This window comes from Shewanella sp. SG44-6 (genome assembly GCF_014164185.1).
GTDB lineage: Bacteria > Pseudomonadota > Gammaproteobacteria > Enterobacterales > Shewanellaceae > Shewanella > Shewanella vesiculosa.
On sequence record NZ_JACJER010000049.1, the window covers coordinates 1 to 20,561 of the forward strand.

17 protein-coding genes are annotated in these 20,561 nt (G+C 41.0%); 4 read left to right on the top strand and 13 right to left on the bottom strand.

Going from position 1 to position 20,561, the window contains the following annotated elements:
• Positions 1 to 652: 652 nt before the first annotated feature.
• Positions 653 to 1,210, bottom strand: a complete 558-nt coding sequence (gene gmhB, locus H5185_RS10605; RefSeq protein ID WP_124016049.1) for a D-glycero-beta-D-manno-heptose 1,7-bisphosphate 7-phosphatase — start codon at positions 1,208 to 1,210, stop codon at positions 653 to 655.
• Positions 1,211 to 1,400: 190 nt separating this feature from the next.
• On the opposite strand from gmhB, the gene H5185_RS10610 reads away from it, so the two are divergent.
• Positions 1,401 to 2,075 (top strand): GntR family transcriptional regulator, encoded by a 675-nt coding sequence (locus H5185_RS10610; RefSeq protein ID WP_182742068.1) that lies wholly within the window; start codon positions 1,401 to 1,403, stop codon positions 2,073 to 2,075.
• A 132-nt stretch (positions 2,076 to 2,207) separates the two neighbouring features.
• A complete protein-coding gene (locus tag H5185_RS10615; protein ID WP_182742069.1) occupies positions 2,208 to 3,290 on the top strand; it encodes a ketoacyl-ACP synthase III in 1,083 nt (360 codons plus the stop codon).
• Positions 3,291 to 3,366: 76 nt separating this feature from the next.
• Here H5185_RS10615 and H5185_RS10620 read toward each other — a convergent pair whose 3' ends face one another.
• The 4 genes from H5185_RS10620 to H5185_RS10635 all read right to left on the bottom strand — a co-directional run bounded on the left by H5185_RS10620 (position 3,367) and on the right by H5185_RS10635 (position 8,028).
• A complete protein-coding gene (locus tag H5185_RS10620) occupies positions 3,367 to 4,056 on the bottom strand; it encodes a 3'-5' exonuclease (RefSeq protein ID WP_182723435.1) in 690 nt (229 codons plus the stop codon).
• A complete protein-coding gene (locus tag H5185_RS10625) occupies positions 4,056 to 5,903 on the bottom strand; it encodes a DUF294 nucleotidyltransferase-like domain-containing protein (RefSeq protein ID WP_124016053.1) in 1,848 nt (615 codons plus the stop codon). Before H5185_RS10625 ends, H5185_RS10620 begins: the two co-directional genes overlap by 1 nt.
• Before the next feature lie 128 nt (positions 5,904 to 6,031).
• Positions 6,032 to 7,750 carry a sodium:solute symporter family protein gene (locus tag H5185_RS10630; protein ID WP_124016054.1) on the bottom strand — a complete coding sequence of 573 codons (1,719 nt, stop codon included), beginning with the start codon at positions 7,748 to 7,750 and terminating at the stop codon, positions 6,032 to 6,034.
• Between the two features lie 11 nt (positions 7,751 to 7,761).
• Positions 7,762 to 8,028, bottom strand: a complete 267-nt coding sequence (locus H5185_RS10635; RefSeq protein ID WP_124016055.1) for a DUF4212 domain-containing protein — start codon at positions 8,026 to 8,028, stop codon at positions 7,762 to 7,764.
• A 361-nt stretch (positions 8,029 to 8,389) separates the two neighbouring features.
• Here H5185_RS10635 and H5185_RS10640 point away from each other — a divergent pair, with 361 nt between their 5' ends.
• The gene (locus H5185_RS10640; protein ID WP_235781871.1) at positions 8,390 to 10,552 is read left to right on the top strand and encodes a diguanylate cyclase; all 2,163 of its coding nucleotides are present in this window, start codon (positions 8,390 to 8,392) and stop codon (positions 10,550 to 10,552) included.
• On the opposite strand, the gene H5185_RS10645 is transcribed toward H5185_RS10640, so the two are convergent.
• Positions 10,542 to 12,041 (bottom strand): carboxylesterase, encoded by a 1,500-nt coding sequence (locus H5185_RS10645; protein WP_182742070.1) that lies wholly within the window; start codon positions 12,039 to 12,041, stop codon positions 10,542 to 10,544. The two genes, H5185_RS10640 and H5185_RS10645, sit on opposite strands and share 11 nt — an antisense overlap.
• Positions 12,042 to 12,217: 176 nt before the next feature.
• On the opposite strand from H5185_RS10645, the gene H5185_RS10650 reads away from it, so the two are divergent.
• On the top strand, positions 12,218 to 12,784 hold the full coding sequence (locus H5185_RS10650; protein WP_259396205.1) for a DUF6942 family protein: 567 nt from the start codon (positions 12,218 to 12,220) through the stop codon (positions 12,782 to 12,784).
• Positions 12,785 to 12,791: 7 nt separating this feature from the next.
• Here H5185_RS10650 and nadE read toward each other — a convergent pair whose 3' ends face one another.
• The 7 genes from nadE to H5185_RS10685 all read right to left on the bottom strand — a co-directional run bounded on the left by nadE (position 12,792) and on the right by H5185_RS10685 (position 20,554).
• Positions 12,792 to 13,622: an ammonia-dependent NAD(+) synthetase gene (gene nadE / locus H5185_RS10655; protein WP_182723439.1), complete on the bottom strand. Its 831-nt coding sequence runs from the start codon at positions 13,620 to 13,622 to the stop codon at positions 12,792 to 12,794.
• Between the two features lie 112 nt (positions 13,623 to 13,734).
• Positions 13,735 to 15,039 (bottom strand): inosine/guanosine kinase, encoded by a 1,305-nt coding sequence (locus tag H5185_RS10660; protein WP_124016058.1) that lies wholly within the window; start codon positions 15,037 to 15,039, stop codon positions 13,735 to 13,737.
• A gap of 331 nt (positions 15,040 to 15,370) precedes the next feature.
• Complete coding sequence (gene adk / locus H5185_RS10665) at positions 15,371 to 16,015, bottom strand: adenylate kinase (protein ID WP_124016059.1); 645 nt, start codon at positions 16,013 to 16,015, stop codon at positions 15,371 to 15,373.
• A 136-nt stretch (positions 16,016 to 16,151) separates the two neighbouring features.
• Positions 16,152 to 17,015, bottom strand: a complete 864-nt coding sequence (locus tag H5185_RS10670) for a tetratricopeptide repeat protein (protein WP_182742071.1) — start codon at positions 17,013 to 17,015, stop codon at positions 16,152 to 16,154.
• 66 nt (positions 17,016 to 17,081) lie between these two features.
• Positions 17,082 to 18,995: a molecular chaperone HtpG gene (gene htpG, locus H5185_RS10675; protein ID WP_182742072.1), complete on the bottom strand. Its 1,914-nt coding sequence runs from the start codon at positions 18,993 to 18,995 to the stop codon at positions 17,082 to 17,084.
• Between the two features lie 393 nt (positions 18,996 to 19,388).
• Positions 19,389 to 19,991: a recombination mediator RecR gene (recR, locus tag H5185_RS10680; protein ID WP_124016062.1), complete on the bottom strand. Its 603-nt coding sequence runs from the start codon at positions 19,989 to 19,991 to the stop codon at positions 19,389 to 19,391.
• Between the two features lie 230 nt (positions 19,992 to 20,221).
• A complete protein-coding gene (locus H5185_RS10685) occupies positions 20,222 to 20,554 on the bottom strand; it encodes a YbaB/EbfC family nucleoid-associated protein (protein WP_011637860.1) in 333 nt (110 codons plus the stop codon).
• Between the last annotated feature and the right edge of the window lie 7 nt (positions 20,555 to 20,561).

Genomic DNA, 20,561 nt, shown 5'->3' on the forward strand with positions numbered 1-20,561 from the left:
ACATTCATCGTTGCATTGAGTTTAAATTTTTTGATTGCCAACATTCCGAAGAACAGAAGACAATTTCGAATAACTCAATACCTGTGAATGTCCACACAGATTACTTGATAAATTGTTAAAGAGCGGACCTGGTAACCTGCGTTAGACGCCGTGTTCCGTGTCAGTGGGTTGTATTATAGGGAAAACATTTTATAGCGCAAGCGCTTTTTAAAGTTTTTATGACGATTAAGACTCAACTGCGTACTATTTAAACTCAAAGCCACATTTAAGGATGTTTTTGCTGTATTTACGAACAAAAACGGCCAACTACAGCAGACCTTGAATATATTTTCCCTGCCTATAGAAGGCTTAAGATGTGCTTCATTGAGATTTAAGTAGCTAATTTGGCTTGTTGAGGCTAAATATTTACTCAAGCAAGGTTAATACAGTGTTAACTCAACTGTATATTCGTCTCAACACACAAGATATAGGTATTTTTAATTTTACTGGCAGCAAAAGCAAAACGAAGAAAACTGTTTATAGATGAATAACAGTCAACCGATGTTCATATATAAGTAGGTTAATGCTTATATATGAACAGGTAGGAGATATTTTTTGCTTATCGGCAATAAACAGACACTTTCGCTTATCGGTTTGATGAGGGATTTGTAGACTATGACAGTAATTGATTTAATAAACTCGGTACATCAGCAATGCTATCAACCACGGCACTAGCAAGATTAATACCCGCTTCATCGACTACTTTACCTGAGCGAACCAAAATAGTGGTATTGATTCCAGCGGCTTTTGCTGCGCGCATATCATCAGCCTTATCCCCAACCATCACAGATTGGCTCATGTCTATTTTCAAGAATTCAGCGGCAGTGGTCAACATACCTGGTTTCGGTTTACGACACTCACAATCTTGCTTGTATTCGCCTAGGCCTTTTTCTGGATGATGTGGGCAATAATAAATACCATCAAGATCGACACCTTTATCGGCAAAGTTCCAATCCATCCATTCTGTTAAATGATGAAAATCATCTTCACTGTACATGCCACGAGCAATACCAGATTGGTTGGTGACAACGACTAATAGGTAACCCTTTTGCTTTAACGCTAAACACGCTTCAAATACACCCTCTATATATTCAAACTCGTCCACAGTATGGACATAACCATTATCTTTATTGATCACGCCATCACGATCGAGAAATACTGCTTTATTCAATCTAACACTCCTTAAACACTATACTGGGGTGATTATCCCATTGAGATGAATTTGGAGCCAGACAATCTGGATATTTTTATTAATTTGTTTAATTACCACCTTTATATGCATAATTGTATAGGTTTCACTTTATAAAGCGGCCTCTAAGCGGTACCCTTGCTCGAAGATATTAGTGATTATTATAGAATACATGAGCAATATACCTCCTATTATTCATAAAACTCGAACGCAACTTGTTGTTGAGGCGCTTCGTGAACAGATCCTTTCTGGTGATATTCAGGGAGGTGAACCGCTTAGACAATCTGCTATCGCAGAGCAATTGAACGTGAGTCGCATTCCTGTGCGTGAAGCTCTAGTACAATTAGAAGCAGAAGGTTTAATCAATTTCGAACCACATAAAGGTGCAACCGCAACTCTATTATCAGTTGAGCAAGTCACTGAGTTATTTGAATTACGTGCAATGATAGAATCAGATTTATTAGCTAAGGCAATTCCTAAATTGTCTGATAATGATCTTGCTGAAGCTGAAATGGTGCTCATTCAACTTGAGTTAGCATTTACACTGAAAGAGTCTGTGGCCAGTTGGAGTGAACTGAATACAAGATTTCATACTCGTTTATACCAAGCGGCTAATCGCCCTCATACAATGGATGTGGTAAACGGTCTAAACACAAATTGTGATCGCTATATTCGTCTACAGTTGCTGTTTACTGGTGGGATCCCTATCGCTGAAAGAGAGCATAGAGTGTTACTTGAGTTATGCAAGAATCGAGATATAGAAAAGGCGACAACTTTATTGCGAGAGCATATTCTGCATGCCTCTGATTCAATAAAGAAATTAGTAGAACAAAAAATTAAGTCATAAAAACAATAATAAATCTTAGTTATGGCTATTAAAAATAATGAATACCAAGAGTTTAGCTTAAGCTCGCTTAATACTTAGCACTTGATATTGTGAATAAATTTAATTAACGATTGAACGTATTGAGAGAATTTTATGCAGTATGCACATATTACCGGTTGGGGTAAGTCCGTTCCGCCAGCAACATTAACCAATGCTGATTTAGCGACATTCATGGAAACAACGGATGAATGGATTAAAACTCGCACAGGGATCAGTCAGCGTAACATTAGTCACGTTAACACTTCTGAAATGGCATCGGTTGCAGCTAAGCATGCACTTGCGGCTGCAGGAATCGACGGTAGTGAGTTAGATTTAATTATTTTAGCGACTGCAAGCCCTGATACCTTGATCCCTAATATTGCTTCAACGGTACAAGCCAATATTGGCGCTACATGTGGTGCATTTGATATCAATGCCGCATGCAGTGGCTTTTTGTATGGTGTGGGTTTAGCCTGCTCAATGATCAAAAGCGGCCAAAGTAAGAAAATTCTGATCATCGGTGCTGAACGTCTGTCTTTTTACCTTGATTGGTCTCGCCGTGAAACCGCAGTATTATTTGGTGACGGTGCTGGCGCAGTTGTTCTTGAAGCAAGTGATCAGCCGGGCGGCGTATTAGGTTATGAGTTAAACAATGACCCTGAAGGACGAGATATTTTAAAGTCTAATTTTGGCACCCAAATGGATAGATTTGATAACGATTCGTTAGATTTTTATATCCACATTAATGGTCAAGATGTGTTTAAGCGTGCGATTCATGGCATGGGAAGCTTAAGTGCTAAAGTACTCGAAAAATGTAACACCAATATAGATGATGTCGATTTTGTTATCCCGCATCAAGCTAACGAGCGAATTATCGATACGTTAGTGAGCCGGATGAAAATCCCTAAAGAAAAAGCGTTCGTTAATATCGCTGATTATGGCAATACTTCTGCAGCCACCATCCCTATCGCTATTTGTGATGCATTATCTCAGGGCAAAATTGTCCCAGGGCAAACGATTTTATCATGTGCATTTGGCGCAGGATTAACTTCTGCCGCATTACTATTAAAGTGGGGTGAACGAACCACACCAATTAATACTAGTGATGCTAAATTACCCCCTTGCGATAAAACGGCACTTGAATTAATTAAGCCTGCGGTTGATTACTTTTTCAATAAAGCGAAAGACGCTGAATAAGCCTTATTGAGTTAACTTAAATTAACTTAAGCTAAGCGTTAAAAAAGCCAGTCTAGATGACTGGCTTTTTAGTGTATTAGCGCAGCACATTAATTAAGTCTTTTACCGATAGTTTTTTTACATCGCCTATTGCAGCGACCTGAGCCAAGAGTAATTCAGCACAGGATAATGCATCTATAAGCGCATTATGCGCCGAATAAACAGGTAAACGGTAACGTTCACGACTGGCACCTAAACGTAACGATCCTTCTTTTAATACCGAATGTTGCATTAAACAGCGTTTTTTTTCTATGGCGAGGGTGTCGATAAACACCATAGGAATAGATTGACCAAAACAACGGATTAATTGCTGTTGAATGAACTCGATGTCCAGTGGTGCATGATGCGCCACCAAAATATGACCTTTCGTTTGTGTGAGAAACCATTCCATCGCGTCTTGAATAGATAACGCCATATGCAATTGATTATCTACAATACCATGAACCGTCGCGCTGTGACCGACACTACCACTGATGGCAATCATCATATGTTGTGCCTTTTCAAGCGGGATCCCCCCGTTGATAATGGGTACCATACCAATACTGATGACTTGATCGCCAATAGGATTTAAGCCGGTCATTTCAAGATCAATCGCCATTAAGGGGGCATCGAGAAATGGTTGTGTTAATGCTGGGATAATTGCGTCTAAGTAAGTATCGAGTGGCGAAGGCAGTATGGCCATTTTTTTACGCCACAATATGGCTTTTATCCACCACAAATTAACCACTAAAAACTCCTTAGAAACTTAAGTTTTATGCCCGCTTGAGCATCATGAACCACCTTAAAAGCATCCCGTAATTGGTGGCGCATTAACGAAGAGAGATGTTGTGGTTTTAGAAAGTTATTCACCGGCAGATTATGGGTTGCTTGGTAACCTTGATTCGATAAACGCATATGCGCAATAAACTCATGTGCATCAGCCAAATTAAGTGCATCTTTGCGATTAATAATATTCGCATCCATTAACGCCCTGATCCGCTTGGCGGTATTCACCTCTTTAATACCCGCACTCAAAGCATACACTCTGGCAATATCATTAATAAGCGCACTGCCCTTGTGCTTTAAATCCATGCCTTTGACTTCACTGCCATCACGCTCAAGAACAAACTTTCTAAAAAAACCCAGTGGAGGTGATTCCGTTAAGGAATTCCCCGCCATACCGGCAAGGAAAATATCGTTGTCTTGTGTTGATGCTAACACCGAATCTTGTAATTCATTGAATAGGTTTAACGGACCGAACACAGGTCGCATATCGAAAAAGATGCTTGCATGCATTAATGCTTTTGGTTCTGGCGTATTAACCCATTGCGAAAAAAGCCCTTTCCATTTAACAAGGGATATTCGCCACTTGGGGTTTTGCGCCATAATGTCGCCTGGACAATAAATATAACCACATTCATCTAAGCCCTTACACACAGCTTTGGTTAACGTGTCAAAATAAGCTGCGGCAAACTCATCAGGTTCATGGGCCAGTAATAAACCATTATCTTGATCTGAACAAGCGACTTGATCTTGGCGACCTTGTGAACCAAACGCTAACCAACAAAATGCCATTGGCGCTTGGCCTAAAATTTGTTGATTAAGCTCAATCAGTCTGCGGGTTAATGCATCGGTTACTGAGGTTAGCACACGGCCAATCTCTTCAGCTCTAGCATCGGCACTGATGAGGTTTTGCAACAACAGGGGGATTTGTTTACTCACGTGAATAAGCTTTTCTATGCTGCCTTGGCGGCCAATTTCGCCAATTAACAGCAAAGGCTGTGAGCTTTGTGAACGCAAAATATCAGTACTGGTGATCATCCCGAGCGCTTGGCTGCCTTCTACCACAGGCAAATGATGAATATTATGTTCACTCATCGCCAACATGGCTTCAAATACTAATGCATTGGCATGGGTTGTGACTGGATTAATTGTCATGGCTTGACTCACCAGAGCATTAAAATCTAACCCTTCGGCAATGATCCGATTACGCAGGTCTCTGTCGGTTAAAATCCCGGTTAACTTTTGATTATCGATCACTAATACCGATGATACCCGATGTTCTCGCATCAGTTTGGCTGCATCCATCACACTGGCGTTGGCGTCAATAATAATCGGCCTAGATGACATAATAGAAGTGATGCGGCTCGTAGTGGTCAGGTCTTTGGCGGTAAATTTAGCTTCATTACGTAAACGATTAGCAAAAGCGCGGGCAAAAAACTGATCAAAACTGCGATGATCAGATCTCAACTTGGCAAATACAGATTGTGGTAAATGATAAACTAAACTGTCTTCAAGAATGGCCACTTTATTAACCACTTTTTCACCCGATAGCAAAGTAGAAAAACCAAAGCACTCACCTTCGCCGACACGGTCGACCAACACACCTTCAGGATCGCGAACTTCAAATGCGCCGCTGCGCACCAGATATAATTTGGGGTTATCTTTGTCAAACTCAACAAATGCAGACGCTTTACTGTAATAACCCACAGTAATTTTTTTGGCACAATATTGAATGAGATCTCGAGGAAGCGTATCAAAAGGAGAATGGAGCGCTAAAAACTGCTCGACAGGTTGTAACTCGCTGGCATCCATTAATTAATTCCCTATGGTACATGGGTTAACACTTTCACTATAGCAAAGCATTTCACTTAACGCCTATAGGACTAAAGCCCAACAAAAAGAGCGCCGAAGCGCCCTTTCTAAGCTGTATTGATTATAACTTAGTGATCGTGAGCTTCACCCGATCCTTTAGGGAAACGAATCGACTCTACCATCGCCACTATTTCATCAGGAATTTTAGTGGTAACTTTACTCACAGCAAAAGCCACGACAAAGTTGACTATCATTCCCATCATTCCAATACCTTCTGGTGAAATACCAAATAACCAGTTTTCAGATGTATTAGCTGCTGGATTAATAAACTTAAAGTAAGCGATATAAGCCGCAGTAGATAATAAGCCGATAACCATACCCGAAATAGCCCCTTCTTTATTCATGGTTTTAGAGAAAATACCCATGATAATAGCTGGGAATAACGATGCAGCAGCTAGACCAAATGCAATGGCGACAACCGCGGCAACAAAGCCTGGTGGATTAATACCAAAGTAACCAGCCATAACAACCCCAAAACCTGCGGCTATTCGTGCATACATTAACTCTTTCTTGTCCGAAATGTCTGGCATCAGATTTTTCTTGAGTAAATCATGTGAAACAGACGTTGAAATAACCAGTAATAAACCCGCAGATGTCGACAATGCTGCTGCTAAACCACCCGCAGCAACTAAAGCAATCACCCATGCTGGAAGGTTAGCAATTTCAGGCGTGGCCAACACAATGATATCTCGGTCAATGTTCATTTCATTTTTTTCACCATTGGTGTAAAAAATCTTGCCATCATTGTTCTTGTCTTCCCACTTGATTAAACCAGTTTTTTCCCAGTTTTTAATCCACTCAGGTGCAGTTTCATAAGGAACACCGGTAGAATCTGGTCCATTAATGGTTTCAATCATGTTTACGCGTGAGAAAGCAGATAATGCAGGAATTGTAGTGTACATAATAGCGATAAACACTAATGCCCAACCAGCTGATATACGTGCATCTTTCACTTTAGGAACAGTAAAGAAACGCACAATAACATGCGGTAATCCTGCTGTACCAAACATTAACGCGCCAGTGATAAAGAACACATCGATCATACCTTTAGAACCTTCGGTATATTGGGAGAACCCAAGCTCTGCCGATAATCCATCGAGTTTATCGAGTAAATATACCCCCGTACCATTACCCGCGGCGTCGATCATCTCAGCACCGAAACCAATTTGTGGGAAAATATGACCTGTCATCATTACCGAAATAAAGATAGCTGGAACCATAAAGGCAAAGATAAGTACGCAGTACTGTGCAACCTGTGTGTAAGTAATCCCCTTCATGCCACCCAATACTGCATAAAAGAACACCACCGCCATACCAATATATACGCCAGTTTCTACGTCAACCTCTAGGAAGCGAGAGAACACCACGCCAACACCACGCATTTGCCCTGCAATATAAGTAAAGCAAATAAAGATGGCACAAATCACTGCTACCGTACGTGCTGTTTGAGAGTAATAACGATCACCAATAAAATCAGGAACAGTAAATTTACCAAATTTACGTAAGTAAGGTGCCATGCACAAGGCTAATAGCACATAACCACCAGTCCAGCCCATAAGATACACTGAACCATCATAACCAGTAAAAGACACAATACCGGCTAATGAAATAAATGATGCAGCTGACATCCAATCTGCTGCTGTTGCCATACCATTCAACACAGGGTGAACGCCACCGCCTGCAACATAAAACTCTTTGGTTGAACCTGCTCGAGACCAAATGGCGATCCCGATGTAAAGCGCGAAAGTTGCGCCAACAATTAAATACGTAAGTGTTTGAACATCCATCTTAGTGCCCCTTAGTCTTCCTGAACATTGTATTTTTTGTCTAATGCATTAGCTTTCGCCACATAAACAAAAATCAGCGCCACGAATACATACATTGCACCCTGCTGCGCAAACCAGAAACCCAATTTGAATCCCATAAAGGTAAATTCGTTTAACACATCTACTAATATAACGCCGCAGCCAAATGACACTGCAGCCCAAATTGCAAGCAAACTAAGTACTAAACGTAAATTCTCACGCCAGTAACCCGCTGCCTTATCGTTATTTTCAAAACTCATTGCGACTCCCCTATGTTATTTTTTGTAAAGTCATTGTTAATTTAGCAACTCAGGGGGGCACCACAATCAAGACCTTAGTCGTACTTGATCAATAAAAACTCTGGCTAATATTATAAAACACTTATATATCAATGTAATAGAGAAAATAAAAACCAGAAAAACATGTTGTCCACGCCACGAAGTTAGACCAAGGTCGAACAAAAAGACATCTTTGTGGAGTCTGTGCGCTGCATCACGAAAGGCAAAAATAAATATTTGATAGCAAAAAAAATTTTGTTTGCGTTGAAAATAGTTCTATTTCCTGAGATAAGTGTTCTTAAAGGAATAAGTCTATCTAAAATACAGATAATAAGGATATTTTTTGAGCTTGCCACGCATTAATCAACAACACCTTTTATACTCGATTATATTGGGGGTAATCGGACTGCTACTCAATTTCTACCCAATACAGTTTTTTGCCAATGTGCAATTTGTGTTGGGGAATACGATGACCGTTATTGCGGCTGTTTTGTTAGGGCCTTGGTATGCATTTTTAACAGCAATGATGGCATCTACTGGGTTAATGTTGATATGGGATAGCCCTCATGTGTATTTAATCTTTGGGTTAGAAGCGTTGTTTTTAGGATATGCCCGACGCCGTGACATCTATGCGCTGTATGCCGATGCCGCTTATTGGTTATTACTGGGTGCACCACTAGTGTATCTATATGTCGTCTTTTTAATGGATATTCCCCCTTCTCACTTAGGTTTTATCATTTCAAAGCAAGGAATTAACGGTCTTATTTATACCAGTATTGCATCACTGCTTATTTTAGCTATTCCAAAATTATGGTTTTTAAAAGACAAAGTGAAAGATCGTCATCGCAGACAATTAAGCGCGCAATTGACCTATTTTTTCACCTTACTCGTGACGTTAACATTACTGTTTTCAGCGTTAATTTTTAATTATTATTCTCTAGAACGTCAACAAGTCATGTTAAAACAAAACATGACTGAAGCCGTTGCCCACATTTCCGCGTCGACACAAAGTTATATTGAAAACCATAAAACGGTTATTCAAAATACGGCCAATCAATTAACGCTAATCGCTGATAAGCCGGAAAAATGGCAGGCTATTTTATCGAGCTTTCATGAAAGCTACCCCAGCTTTATCAGCATGCTTATTGCTGATCCTGACGCTAAAATTGTTAATGCCAGCCCGGTTTCAAGGCTGATCGCAATCGACAAAAAAGCACAGGATATTAATATTAATGACCGCGATTATTTTATTGAATCATTTTATAATCGCCGCTTATTTGTATCATCTGCCTTTTTAGGCCGAGGTTTCGGCAATGATGCTATTGTCGCTATGAGTACCCCGTTTTATCTCGATGAACAACATACGCAAGTCGCCGGCATCATAGAAGGCTCGCTTGATTTGAGCTACTTTTCACATATTGATCAAGTTAGTGAATATAGTAATGATGAATCGGTGGTGATGGTCGATGAGAAAAATCAAATTATTTTTGCCTCAAAAAAGCTCAGCCTTAAACCGCTATCTCAATTTAATTTTGTCATCAATAAAGGCGGCTATCATGCCAACTTAGAGCTTATCAATATTCACAAAATGACCTCAATTGTACCTGAGTATATTTATACTCACCGTGAATTAAATAATGGTTGGACTGTGTATATTTTAAAAGAGTTCTCACCGTTATTAAAACTGGCTGAAGAACAAATGTTTGCTAGTTTTATAATGTTATTAGTGTCATTGGTATGTACTTTTTATATATCAACAAAGCTCAGTGCACTATTGACCGTGCCATTAGAAGCAGTTGCCAATCAATTTAGCCTACCTGATAGCGGAAAAGTATCGACCATTGACGACAATTCACCTAGAGAAGTCTTCAGCCTTTATCAACGATTAGTGGCCAGTAAAGAACAACTGGTTGCCCATCAAATGGAATTAGAACAAACCGTTGCCAATCGCACTGCAGAATTAGAAAAAGCCAATAAAAAACTCACCGAGTTAGTAGACCGAGACCCGTTAACTGGGTTGTACAACCGCCGTTATGCCGAACGTAAGTTCAGTGAGCTATTGGAGTTTTGTTTACGAAGCGAACAAACGATTACAGTGGCCATATTGGATTTAGATTTATTTAAAACCATTAACGATAACTATGGCCATTTGGCTGGTGACGAGTGTTTACGTAAAGTATCGCAATTATTGCAGAAGTACTTTAAACGCGACATTGATATTGTTGCCCGCTACGGCGGAGAAGAGTTTTTACTGATTTTACCCTTATCCAATACCTTACACATAGAACATCACCTCAATGGGTTTAGAGAAGCGCTGTCACAATTAGAAATCACCTCGCCCGAAGATAATCAGGCGTTCAAAGTAATGGTCAGTATTGGTGCTATCACAGCGAATGCCGATTATGAGGCCGACCTGGATAAATGGATTAAAATTGCCGATGAGAACCTCTACCAAGCAAAGCAACAGGGACGTAACAGAACCATCATTGATATCATTACTGACTGATCATTGGTGACTGGTTATCCAAAACTGACTCGGATTGATGGGTTTGGGTGAACTCATCAATGCGACTCATCATATACGGATAAAATGGATTCCATTTCTGCCGTAACATATCATCTGCCGGTACACTAAAAATACCTCGCTCGCCTTGATAAATAGCTCTTCCTATCTGAATTTTTTGTGGCTTATCTTCCGCGAGTGGCCCATAAAGGGTATCTTCAATAGGAAAACTTAACGCGACATGAGATAACGAATACACATCTTTAGGCCATTCTAAGCTCAATGTTAGTACATTATCCGTTATCGATTTATCGGCTAACTCTCTGACTTGAACGTAACGATCACTTTGGGGATCATTTTCAAGCAAACTTAACCGATAAGGCAATGTTGCAGCGAGCCAGAATGGCGTAAAAGATGCCAATGGGTCTTGAAAGAGTAATTGGTTGTTACTTCGAGTTCGGTTGACGTCAAATAACACTAATTGATGGTCTTTGTTTGCGGGTAATCTTTGGTATAACAAATCAACCACAGCGAGTGAAGATACCGTATCATCGACAACGGATTGGAAGGTTAATATGGGTGGGATAGCCGTAAACTGTTGCGCTGATAATGCCGCTAATAAGGTCTGATTACGTTGAGTTAACTGATATACAACATCACCAGCATTAACTGCGAAGGATTGATATTTAAAGGGGTCGTATTCGGTTTGAATACTGTTCCAGTACAGTTTATCTTGCCCAAGCAACTTACCCAGTTGTGCTTGCCAATAAGCACCAGCAGCAATAGGCGCCAGACCGATAGCGGGTGATAACATTATAATGCCATCAAAACTTGGCGGCTTTTGTAAGCTTATATTCTCAAGCTCATGGTTTAATGCCAGCGCTGCCCCGGTTGAAAAACCCACCACATAAATGGGTTTTCCCGGCAATTGTTCAGATAGATGCGCGACAGCCAGTGACACAGCCCCAGCAAGATCAGGCCAAGTAATATCGGTTAATCCGGAAGGAATGGTTCCGTGTCCTGGCAAACGCAGGCCTAGAACATGTGCCTGATGTTGGTAGTGTTGTGCAAGATGCGATAGCACATAGGGTGAGTCAGACATACCGTGAAGCAGTAATAGACCAAACTCAGCTTGAGGACTTTTCCATTCAAATGAACGGTTCCAATTTTGCTGCCATAATCCAGGGTCAGACAAACTATGACGCTCATAACGATTAATAGGCGACGCTATTTCAGGTTGATATTGGCGGTATACTTGCTGATCGACTTCAGCAAATAGTTTATCTTCTAATTGTAAATATTGACTAAAATCGGTTAAACCTGATTGTTGATGATATTCCGAAGTAAGATGTGTTGTGTGCCATAATGACAAATTAGGCCGCGCATTAAGTAGCCAAACGCCGGTAATAATTAATGCTAAAGCAATACCTAATGCACCATAAAATGCGGCAAATAAAAAATGTTTCGTCGACCCAATCACAATTGCACGCATAACAACCTTATAAATAAAGACTACCGATAAACATCTTGTATAAGTAGTGAGTACACTTACTGAGAACAACTAAGTAGTATAAGACACCATAAATTTAATATAATAAAAATTGCCACTCAGCTTAGGTACTGAGTCACTACTTCGCCATATTAGCCGTTAACGATTGTGGAAATAACATGTCATCTGATTGCTTTAGCCATGTATGGGGACCGATGAATCCCGATATTATTTTTTATCTACCAACCCCGCCAGCTTTACCGGCACATTGGTGTGCTTATGATGCTAATGCAATAACACAACTGGTGGATCTCAATGGTAATCACTGGCGTAAAATTGTTACTATTATGGCCAAAATTTGCTGTTTAGAGCCCGATATCAATATTGAAAAAGGGATTCATTGGAAGTTGATCCGTGATCAGCTGTTTAGCCAACCTAATGACACTCAGACAAAGGATAAACACAGGGATCCTGCTCGGCGTTTATACTGCCAATTACGCATTGTTAACCCCAACATTGATGAGAATAAAAACCAGGCGTTCTCTAGTCAATGTTGGCATATATTGTGTGGTAAAGAAGTACAACATCGAATGGGAATACTGGATGCTAGTCAGTATATCGCTCTAGATCAACATCAAAAAATACTGCATCAGCAAACCGTATTGCTGACGCCATATTTAGATTATCGACAATATTCTAATGCGCTTATTGAACTGACGCGACAGCAGATGCCATCGCATCAGTAACAAGGCGTTAATCATAAATAGTCGGGATCGGTTCGCGCTTATGTTGAGTCCGTTGATAGATACCTACAAGTTTGTCTTCCACAGATTGGATAACATCTTTGCCTTCTAAAAAGTCATCGATTTGATCATAGGTTAGCCCTAAAGCGACTTCATCTTCAAGTTGAGGTTTATTGTCTTCTAAATCGGCGGTAGGTGCTTTTTTCACTAGTAAATCCGGGGCGCCCAAATAAGCGGCTAACTGACGTACTTGGCGCTTATTTAAACCAAATAATGGGGCTAAATCGCATGCACCATCGCCCCACTTGGTATAAAAGCCGGTAATATTCTCTGCGCTGTGGTCAGTACCAACGACCAAGCCACCGACTAACCCTGCAATATGATATTGAGCTATCATCCGCATTCTGGCTTTAACATTACCTTTGACGAAATCAATCTTGTTTTCGTCGGCTAAAGCGATATTGGCTTCAGCTAAGCCAACTAAGGTCGCTTGATGTACACCAATAACACCTTGGGCAATATTCACCGTGACTTGTTTTGATGGTTGAATAAATCGGCATGCCATTTGTGCTTCATCTTCATCTTTTTGAATTTGATAAGGCAAACGAACTGCAATAAATTGATAAGATGCTTCACCAAGCTCTTGATTAAGAGAATCTACCGCTAATTGGCAGAGTCGACCGGCTAAAGATGAATCTACACCACCACTGATCCCCAGCACTAAATAATGAGTTTGGGCTTGTTTTAACTTAGATTTGATAAAAGCAACACGACGCTGAACTTCAAACTCAGGCTCAATAGCCTTAAGTACTTGCATCTCTCTTAAGATTTGTCCTTTCACGTGACGCTCCTGATTGCTGGTTAAGATTCTGACTCGATATCTATTCTATAAAAATCTACACAAAAAAAAACGATAATGATGCTGCATTATCGTTTTTTTTATCGACAATTTATTAACGTTCCCAATAAGACTCTTCGAGACTGTCTTCTCGCTCAGGTAAACCACGAGACAAACGAGGACTGTGTTGTGCTAACACCTCATATGCAACCCGATTAGCGTACTTACATAATTGAGAAAATGATGAATAACATAAACCGTCTCGTTTATGTTTGCTTGAACCAGGTATATTGGTTTTATGGAACGTATTAGCTGATAGGTCATGTAAAAGCGCTGACAATGCGCCATCGCCAGCACCATTGGTATTACGGATTAATTCTGGGCCGCCCATATAAGGCGCAATATGGGCGTAGACTTTTATTGGGGTATCACAATCGGCTTGCAATTTAGGTCGAGAGAATTCGTAACGATTAAATTCAGGAATGGCGCCTGGTAGTAAAGTATGGCTGGTTTCGCGTTTTTCATTATCGTCAGTGTAACCTGCGGTATAAAGCCCTATTGCACCAGCCGTGGTTAACACCATGTCACACCATTCAAGCGCAACTTCACTGGCAAGCAGTGGGTCTTTAAAGCCCGTTAACGCTTCGCCTTCATCTTCATTCATGGCTAAGATAGTGACGTGCTCTCGAATAAAGTTTTGCCACCATTGAGGATCTTCTTGAATTAAGAAGCGCGTACCTAAGGTTAACACTACTGGCACGTCGGCTTCTTTAGCGTAATTGATTGCCGTCATTGCGGCATCGGTAATGCCATCGCCATCGCTTGCACGCATTAAGTAAGCCGTTAACACTAGTGCTGAACTGCCCTGCACAACTTCTTTATCAATGTATTCAGGGGTAAGCTTATCCATACAGCCTTTGCTAATCGCAAAAGTGCGTTCACCACAGTCGGAAACCAATGTAAAACAACGGCCAATTGGACCATCAACTGGTTGTAAAAAATTAAGGTCAACCTTTGATGAAGTATTACATAAATAGCGATAAGCGTAACTGCCGACCATAATATGCTGGCTCATCACGCCAAAAAGCACTGAACGATCATCCGCTAAGATTGAATAATTGTGTACTGTATTACCAATAGTACCACCGGCAAATTCATCGCTGATCATCTCATTGGATTTTAGTTCATGATACAAATTATGGGCTTGTTCATCATTAATGAGAGTTGAATTGCCTTTAGGCAAGCCATAGCGTTCAAGTAATTCGTCTTCTACTTTTGCCTCTATATCAACCAAGGTTTGATCAATACCGCAAATATAGGTAGAAAAAGGCTGTGGCTGCTGCGTAAGTTGAGCCAACAATGGATCACGGCTGTTTACAGGGAAATAGTGCTTAGACTTACGTTGACCAGGAAACTTCATATGGGGCTCTCGTAGCGTTGCGTCCATGCAAGTGTGAAATGATTGACCACTGACACTCATTCAATGTTGAATAAGATATCGTCCGCGAAAATGGCGGCAAATTTTATCATAGGTAAGCGCTAATTTTACATCACTTTTATCATATTCGTGGCTTAAATACGCTTCGATGAGATTATCTGTGCAGTTTACGAGAGTTTAGCCCCATAACGCCGGGCAGACCACGATAAGGACTGCCTGAAAAACGTCATAAGGGAGACGAGCAGTTACACCGTTTTATTCGCCATAAAAAAAACCTGCAAAGCAGGCTTTTTATTCAGACGCTGAGCAGCGGTTATTTTAGTACACTAGCCAGTTGCTCGCTCACTTTACTGACAGATTGAGTACCGTCAAACTTGTTATACTGAGTGTTACCGGCTTCTGCAACTTTGCCATAGTAAGCAACTAATGGCTTAGTTTGCTCATGATAAATACCCAAGCGCTTACGAACTGTACTTTCTTCATCATCAGGGCGAATCGCTAAATCATCACCAGTGACATCGTCTTTACCTTCCACTTTAGGCGGATTGAACACGATATGGTACACACGGCCAGAGCCTGAATGGACACGACGTCCGCTCATGCGCTTAACGATTTCTTCGTCTGGCACATCAATCTCGATAACATGATCGATTTCAATACCATTTTCAGCCATTGCATCTGCTTGTGGGATGGTACGAGGGAAACCGTCTAATAGAAAACCTTTTTCACAGTCGGCTTGTGCAATACGCTCTTTCACTAAACCAATAATAAGATCGTCAGACACTAATTGACCTGCATCCATTACTTTCTTAGCTTCTAAACCTAATGGAGTGCCCGCTTTAACAGCTGCACGCAACATATCACCGGTTGAGATTTGTGGGATACCATACTGTTCCATAATGAACTGTGCTTGGGTACCTTTACCGGCACCTGGTGCACCCAATAAAATAATGCGCATCTCAAAAGTCCTCTTTTAAGTTTATGTTCTTTTTAGGGCGGCGATTTTCGCACATCTGCCACAGTTTTAATAGCGCTTTTGTTATGACATTAGACCTAAATCTAATAAGGCTTGTAACAAAAAGGCATCAATTTGTTTAATACAACAAGGTATATAATTTACGGCGATATTGATTGGCTATCATGTTGCCCTGTCCTATCGCAGTTAAGATTTCCATGAAGACTTGTTTGACTTTACCCTCTGCAGCATTAAGATCTTTTTGTAAAATGGTAAATAATAACTCCAGAGCTTCTTCATTACGATGAGCTGCATTTAATGCTTTGGCCAAAATGATTACCGCATCAAGATCATCTGGATGCTCAGCAACATTCTGCTGTAATTGGCGAATTTCAGGTGTGTCAGCTGCATCTTCCGCTAAGGCTAATTTGGCGACTAAATTATGATAGTAACTGTCTTGATCAGCTAAACCAATACGAGCAAGTAATACTTTTGCTTCAGCAAGTAAACCTAGCTGTAAGGCTACATCGGTCATAACCAATGCCACTTCAGCCGCTTGCTGTGCATCGGCATAAATCGTTTTTAACTGTTCAGCAATGTTAGTTAAGGCTTCAGACGATAACTGGCCTTGGGCTAATTGTTGCTTAATTTCTTCAAATGCTTGTATCCACATAGGCGGTAAGTGTTTGTCGAGTAAGTCACTAATTTGCTCTTGGCTTTGTACGCCAGCAAAACCATCAATCGGTCTGCCTTTATCTAAAATCAATGTGGTCGGTAAATTTTGAATCTGGAAGTAATTCGCGATTTCTAACTCTGTTTCACAGTCCACTTTGGCAAGAATAAATCGCCCAGATTGGGCGTTAGCCAACAGTTCCAGCGTCTGCAACATCTGCACACTTTCGGGCTGTTGTTGCGTCCAAAATGCCAATACCACCATTTTTTGCATCGAGGTATCAACAACGTGTTGAATATTATCTTTAGTAAGATTAATGAGGTAGTCCATATTGCCTCCGCGGGATGACAAAAACAAAAGCGGACTTATTGTCCGCTTTTGGTGCTTAAATCAAGATTATTTTACACTCGCCAATAACATTTGATTGGTGAGTTTAATAAACGCTGATGGATCGGCCAAACTGCCTTTTTCCGACAACAAGGCTTGCTGTAACAATAAGTTAGCCCAATCAGTAAACAACTTCTCGTCAGTTTCGTTATTCAAATGCTCAACCAAAGGATGAGTTGGGTTAATCTCAAACGTTGGTTTCGATTCTGGTACTGGCTGACCTGCAGCTTGCATCAGTTTAATCATCTGCGTCGACATTTCACCTTCGCCGGCTACAACGCAAGCTGGAGTGTCAGTTAAACGAGACGTCACGCGCACGTCCGATACACTGTCTGCTAATGCCGCTTTTACACGTTCAACTAAATCTTTCGACTCTTCGGCAACTTTATCATGCGCTTGTTTATCAGCAGCATCTTCAAGTTCACCTAATTCTAAATCACCACGCGTAACTGAATGTAATTTCTTACCATTGAATTCGGTTAAGTGACTCACTAACCATTCATCGATACGCTCAGACAGTAATAATACCTCAATGCCTTTTTTACGCAGCAATTCAAGGTGAGGACTGTTAGCAGCTGCATCATGACTGTCAGCAACAATATAGTAAATCTTGTCTTGACCTTCTTTCATGCGCTCAACATACGCTTCTAATGACACAGTTGTCGTAGCTGAGTTGTTATCAGTTGAAGCAAAACGCAATAAACCGGCAATACGCTCTTTGTTAGCAAAGTCTTCTGCTGGGCCTTCTTTCAACACTTGGCCAAACTCAGCCCAGAATGACTGATATTGTTCAGGCTCGTCTTTCGCCAGCTTTTCAAGCATTCCAAGCACACGTTTGGTTATGCCTACACGCATTGCAGTGGTGACTTGATTGTCTTGTAAAATTTCGCGAGAAACGTTTAATGGTAAATCATTTGAATCAATTAAGCCGCGAACGAAGCGCAAGTAAGTCGGTAAAAACTGTTCTGCTTCATCCATAATAAACACACGCTGAACAAACAGTTTCAAGCCATGCTTATGATCGCGATTCCACATATCCCAAGGCGCTTTGGCTGGGATGTACAATAAACTGGTGTATTCTTGTTTACCTTCAACCCGATTATGAGACCATTTTAATGCGTCGCTATAGTCGTGAGAAATATGCTTATAAAATTCTTGGTATTCTTCTTCAGTAATGTCTGACTTGTTACGAGTCCAAAGCGCGGTGGCCTTGTTCATCACTTTCCATTCACCTTCAGTGGCCGCGACCTTCTCGCCATCTGGTCCATCTGACTCAGGTGTGCCTTCATTCCACATTTGCACCGGAACCGAGATATGATCAGAATACTTAGTGATAATAGAACGTAAACGATAATCGTCAGCAAACTCAGTTTCTTCATCACGTAAATGCAGCACGATTTCAGTACCACGTTCATTTTTAGTGATACTTTCTACATTAAACGAACCTTCGCCTTCAGATTCCCACAATACACCTTCGTTAGCAGCATGACCGGCTGCACGAGTGCGCACGGTAACTTTTTTCGCCACGATGAAAGCCGAGTAAAAGCCCACACCAAACTGACCAATTAATTGTGAATCTTTTGACGCTTCACCAGAAAGATTACCGAAAAACTCTTTGGTACCTGATTTTGCAATAGTGCCTAAATGTTCAATCACGCTATCGCGGGTCATACCAATACCATTATCAGAAATGGTAACTGTGCCCTTTTCTTTATCGGCGCTAACACGCACGCGTAAATCGCCGTTACCTTCATATAAAGCATCATCTGTTAAGGCTAAATAGCGAAGTTTATCTGCTGCATCGGCCGCATTTGAGACAAGCTCACGTAAGAAAATCTCTTTATTTGAATACAGAGAGTGGATCATCAATTGCAGAAGTTGCTTTACTTCGGTTTGAAAGCCATGAGTTTCTTGTTGTGACATGAATAATTTCCTTGGTGTTACGTTAAATCAATCACGAGTCGAAACATCAACTCGCCATAAAAATCTTCGTTAACCAAGAGATGGGGGACGTTACACTATTTTCAAGGGGCAACCCCATCTTGTTGAATAATAAATCACCAGTTATGCTCAAATCAGGCAAATATCGTTGCTGATTCACCTCGGTATGACCATTAACTGAGCCATTTATTTAGCTTTGATCAAATAAAAATGCCAGCAACCCCGATTAAGGAGACGCTGGCACAAGCTCATTTCAATACCGTATCGATTTATCGCCGTGAAACACGACCATTGACTTAGCCTGCATCAGATAAAAATGCCAAAAATCCCGATTAAGGAGACACTGGCACAAGATCGTTTTAATACCGTATCGATTTATAGCAGTGGAATACGACCATTAAATGATAGCGCTAAGGTAGTGCTATCGACATATTCAAGCTCACCACCGACAGGCACACCATGTGCAATACGACTGATGACGACATTATGTCTTCTGGCCATATCGGCAATAAAGTGTGCTGTAGCATCCCCCTCAACGGTCGGGTTGGTGGCAAGGATTAACTCACTGACATCATCAGAGGTTAAATGACGTTCCAGTAAAGCCAAACCAAGCTCTTCAGGGCCAACACCATCTAAGGGTGACAGATGTCCTAACAGCACAAAATATCGACCATTAAAATGTCCACCCGCTTCAATCGCTAGCACATCAGCAGGCGTTTCAACCACACAAATGATCCCCGAATTAACCCGGCGATGGCTACTGCAGATAGGGCATAAATCCTGTTCGGTGAACGTACGGCAACTTTGGCAATGTCCAACTTCTGACATGGCTTTTTGTAGCGAATCGGCAAGCTTGAGACCCACTTTACGTTCACGCTCAAGTAATTGAAATGCCATTCGCTGCGCAGACTTTGGCCCAACGCCAGGCAGTGCACGTAAAGATTGGATTAATTCATCAACCAAAGGACTAAATTTCATAAATTGCCAATACCTTAATAACTAAACTTATTTTGATGTCATGGGTGAAACTGTCGAGATGAAAGGCTGTGCCAATCTGCGGTCACACCAACGCAGTGCGATTATTGTCTGTGCGGCGCTCGAATGCAAAGGTTAATCCATTTGGGCGCTAAACGAGCTTTAGATATTTTGGACTGAAAATAAAAAAGCTCAAGCATTAATGCTTGAGCTTTTTTAGCAAATAAATGCGATTAAAACGGCATTTTCATGCCAGGTGGTAGTTGCATACCCCCAGTGACTTCGGCCATTTTAGTCTTTTGATTTTCTTCAATGCGACGAGCTGCATCATTACAGGCGGCAGCGATAAGATCTTCTAACATCTCTTTATCGTCTTCCATTAAACTCGGATCAATTTCAACTTTACGCACATTGTGGTTACCTGTCATGGTTACTTTAACCAAGCCAGCACCCGCTTCACCCGTCATTTCGGTGCGCGCAATTTCTTCCTGCACTTTAGCCATCTTGTCTTGCATCATCTGGGCTTGTTTCATTAAATTGCCCATACCGCCTTTTCCACCAAACATAGTCGTT

What these genes read in the sequence shown, in the direction of transcription:
- H5185_RS10610 (WP_182742068.1), top strand. Translation starts at nt 1,401, where the DNA reads ATGAGCAATATACCTCCTATTATTCATAAAACTCGAACGCAACTTGTT.
- H5185_RS10615 (WP_182742069.1), top strand. Translation starts at nt 2,208, where the DNA reads ATGCAGTATGCACATATTACCGGTTGGGGTAAGTCCGTTCCGCCAGCA.
- H5185_RS10625 (WP_124016053.1), bottom strand. Translation starts at nt 5,903, where the DNA reads ATGGATGCCAGCGAGTTACAACCTGTCGAGCAGTTTTTAGCGCTCCAT.
- H5185_RS10630 (WP_124016054.1), bottom strand. Translation starts at nt 7,750, where the DNA reads ATGGATGTTCAAACACTTACGTATTTAATTGTTGGCGCAACTTTCGCG.
- H5185_RS10635 (WP_124016055.1), bottom strand. Translation starts at nt 8,028, where the DNA reads ATGAGTTTTGAAAATAACGATAAGGCAGCGGGTTACTGGCGTGAGAAT.
- H5185_RS10645 (WP_182742070.1), bottom strand. Translation starts at nt 12,041, where the DNA reads ATGCGTGCAATTGTGATTGGGTCGACGAAACATTTTTTATTTGCCGCA.
- H5185_RS10650 (WP_259396205.1), top strand. Translation starts at nt 12,218, where the DNA reads ATGTCATCTGATTGCTTTAGCCATGTATGGGGACCGATGAATCCCGAT.
- H5185_RS10660 (WP_124016058.1), bottom strand. Translation starts at nt 15,039, where the DNA reads ATGAAGTTTCCTGGTCAACGTAAGTCTAAGCACTATTTCCCTGTAAAC.
- adk (WP_124016059.1), bottom strand. Translation starts at nt 16,015, where the DNA reads ATGCGCATTATTTTATTGGGTGCACCAGGTGCCGGTAAAGGTACCCAA.
- H5185_RS10670 (WP_182742071.1), bottom strand. Translation starts at nt 17,015, where the DNA reads ATGGACTACCTCATTAATCTTACTAAAGATAATATTCAACACGTTGTT.
- htpG (WP_182742072.1), bottom strand. Translation starts at nt 18,995, where the DNA reads ATGTCACAACAAGAAACTCATGGCTTTCAAACCGAAGTAAAGCAACTT.
- recR (WP_124016062.1), bottom strand. Translation starts at nt 19,991, where the DNA reads ATGAAATTTAGTCCTTTGGTTGATGAATTAATCCAATCTTTACGTGCA.
- H5185_RS10685 (WP_011637860.1), bottom strand. Translation starts at nt 20,554, where the DNA reads ATGTTTGGTGGAAAAGGCGGTATGGGCAATTTAATGAAACAAGCCCAG.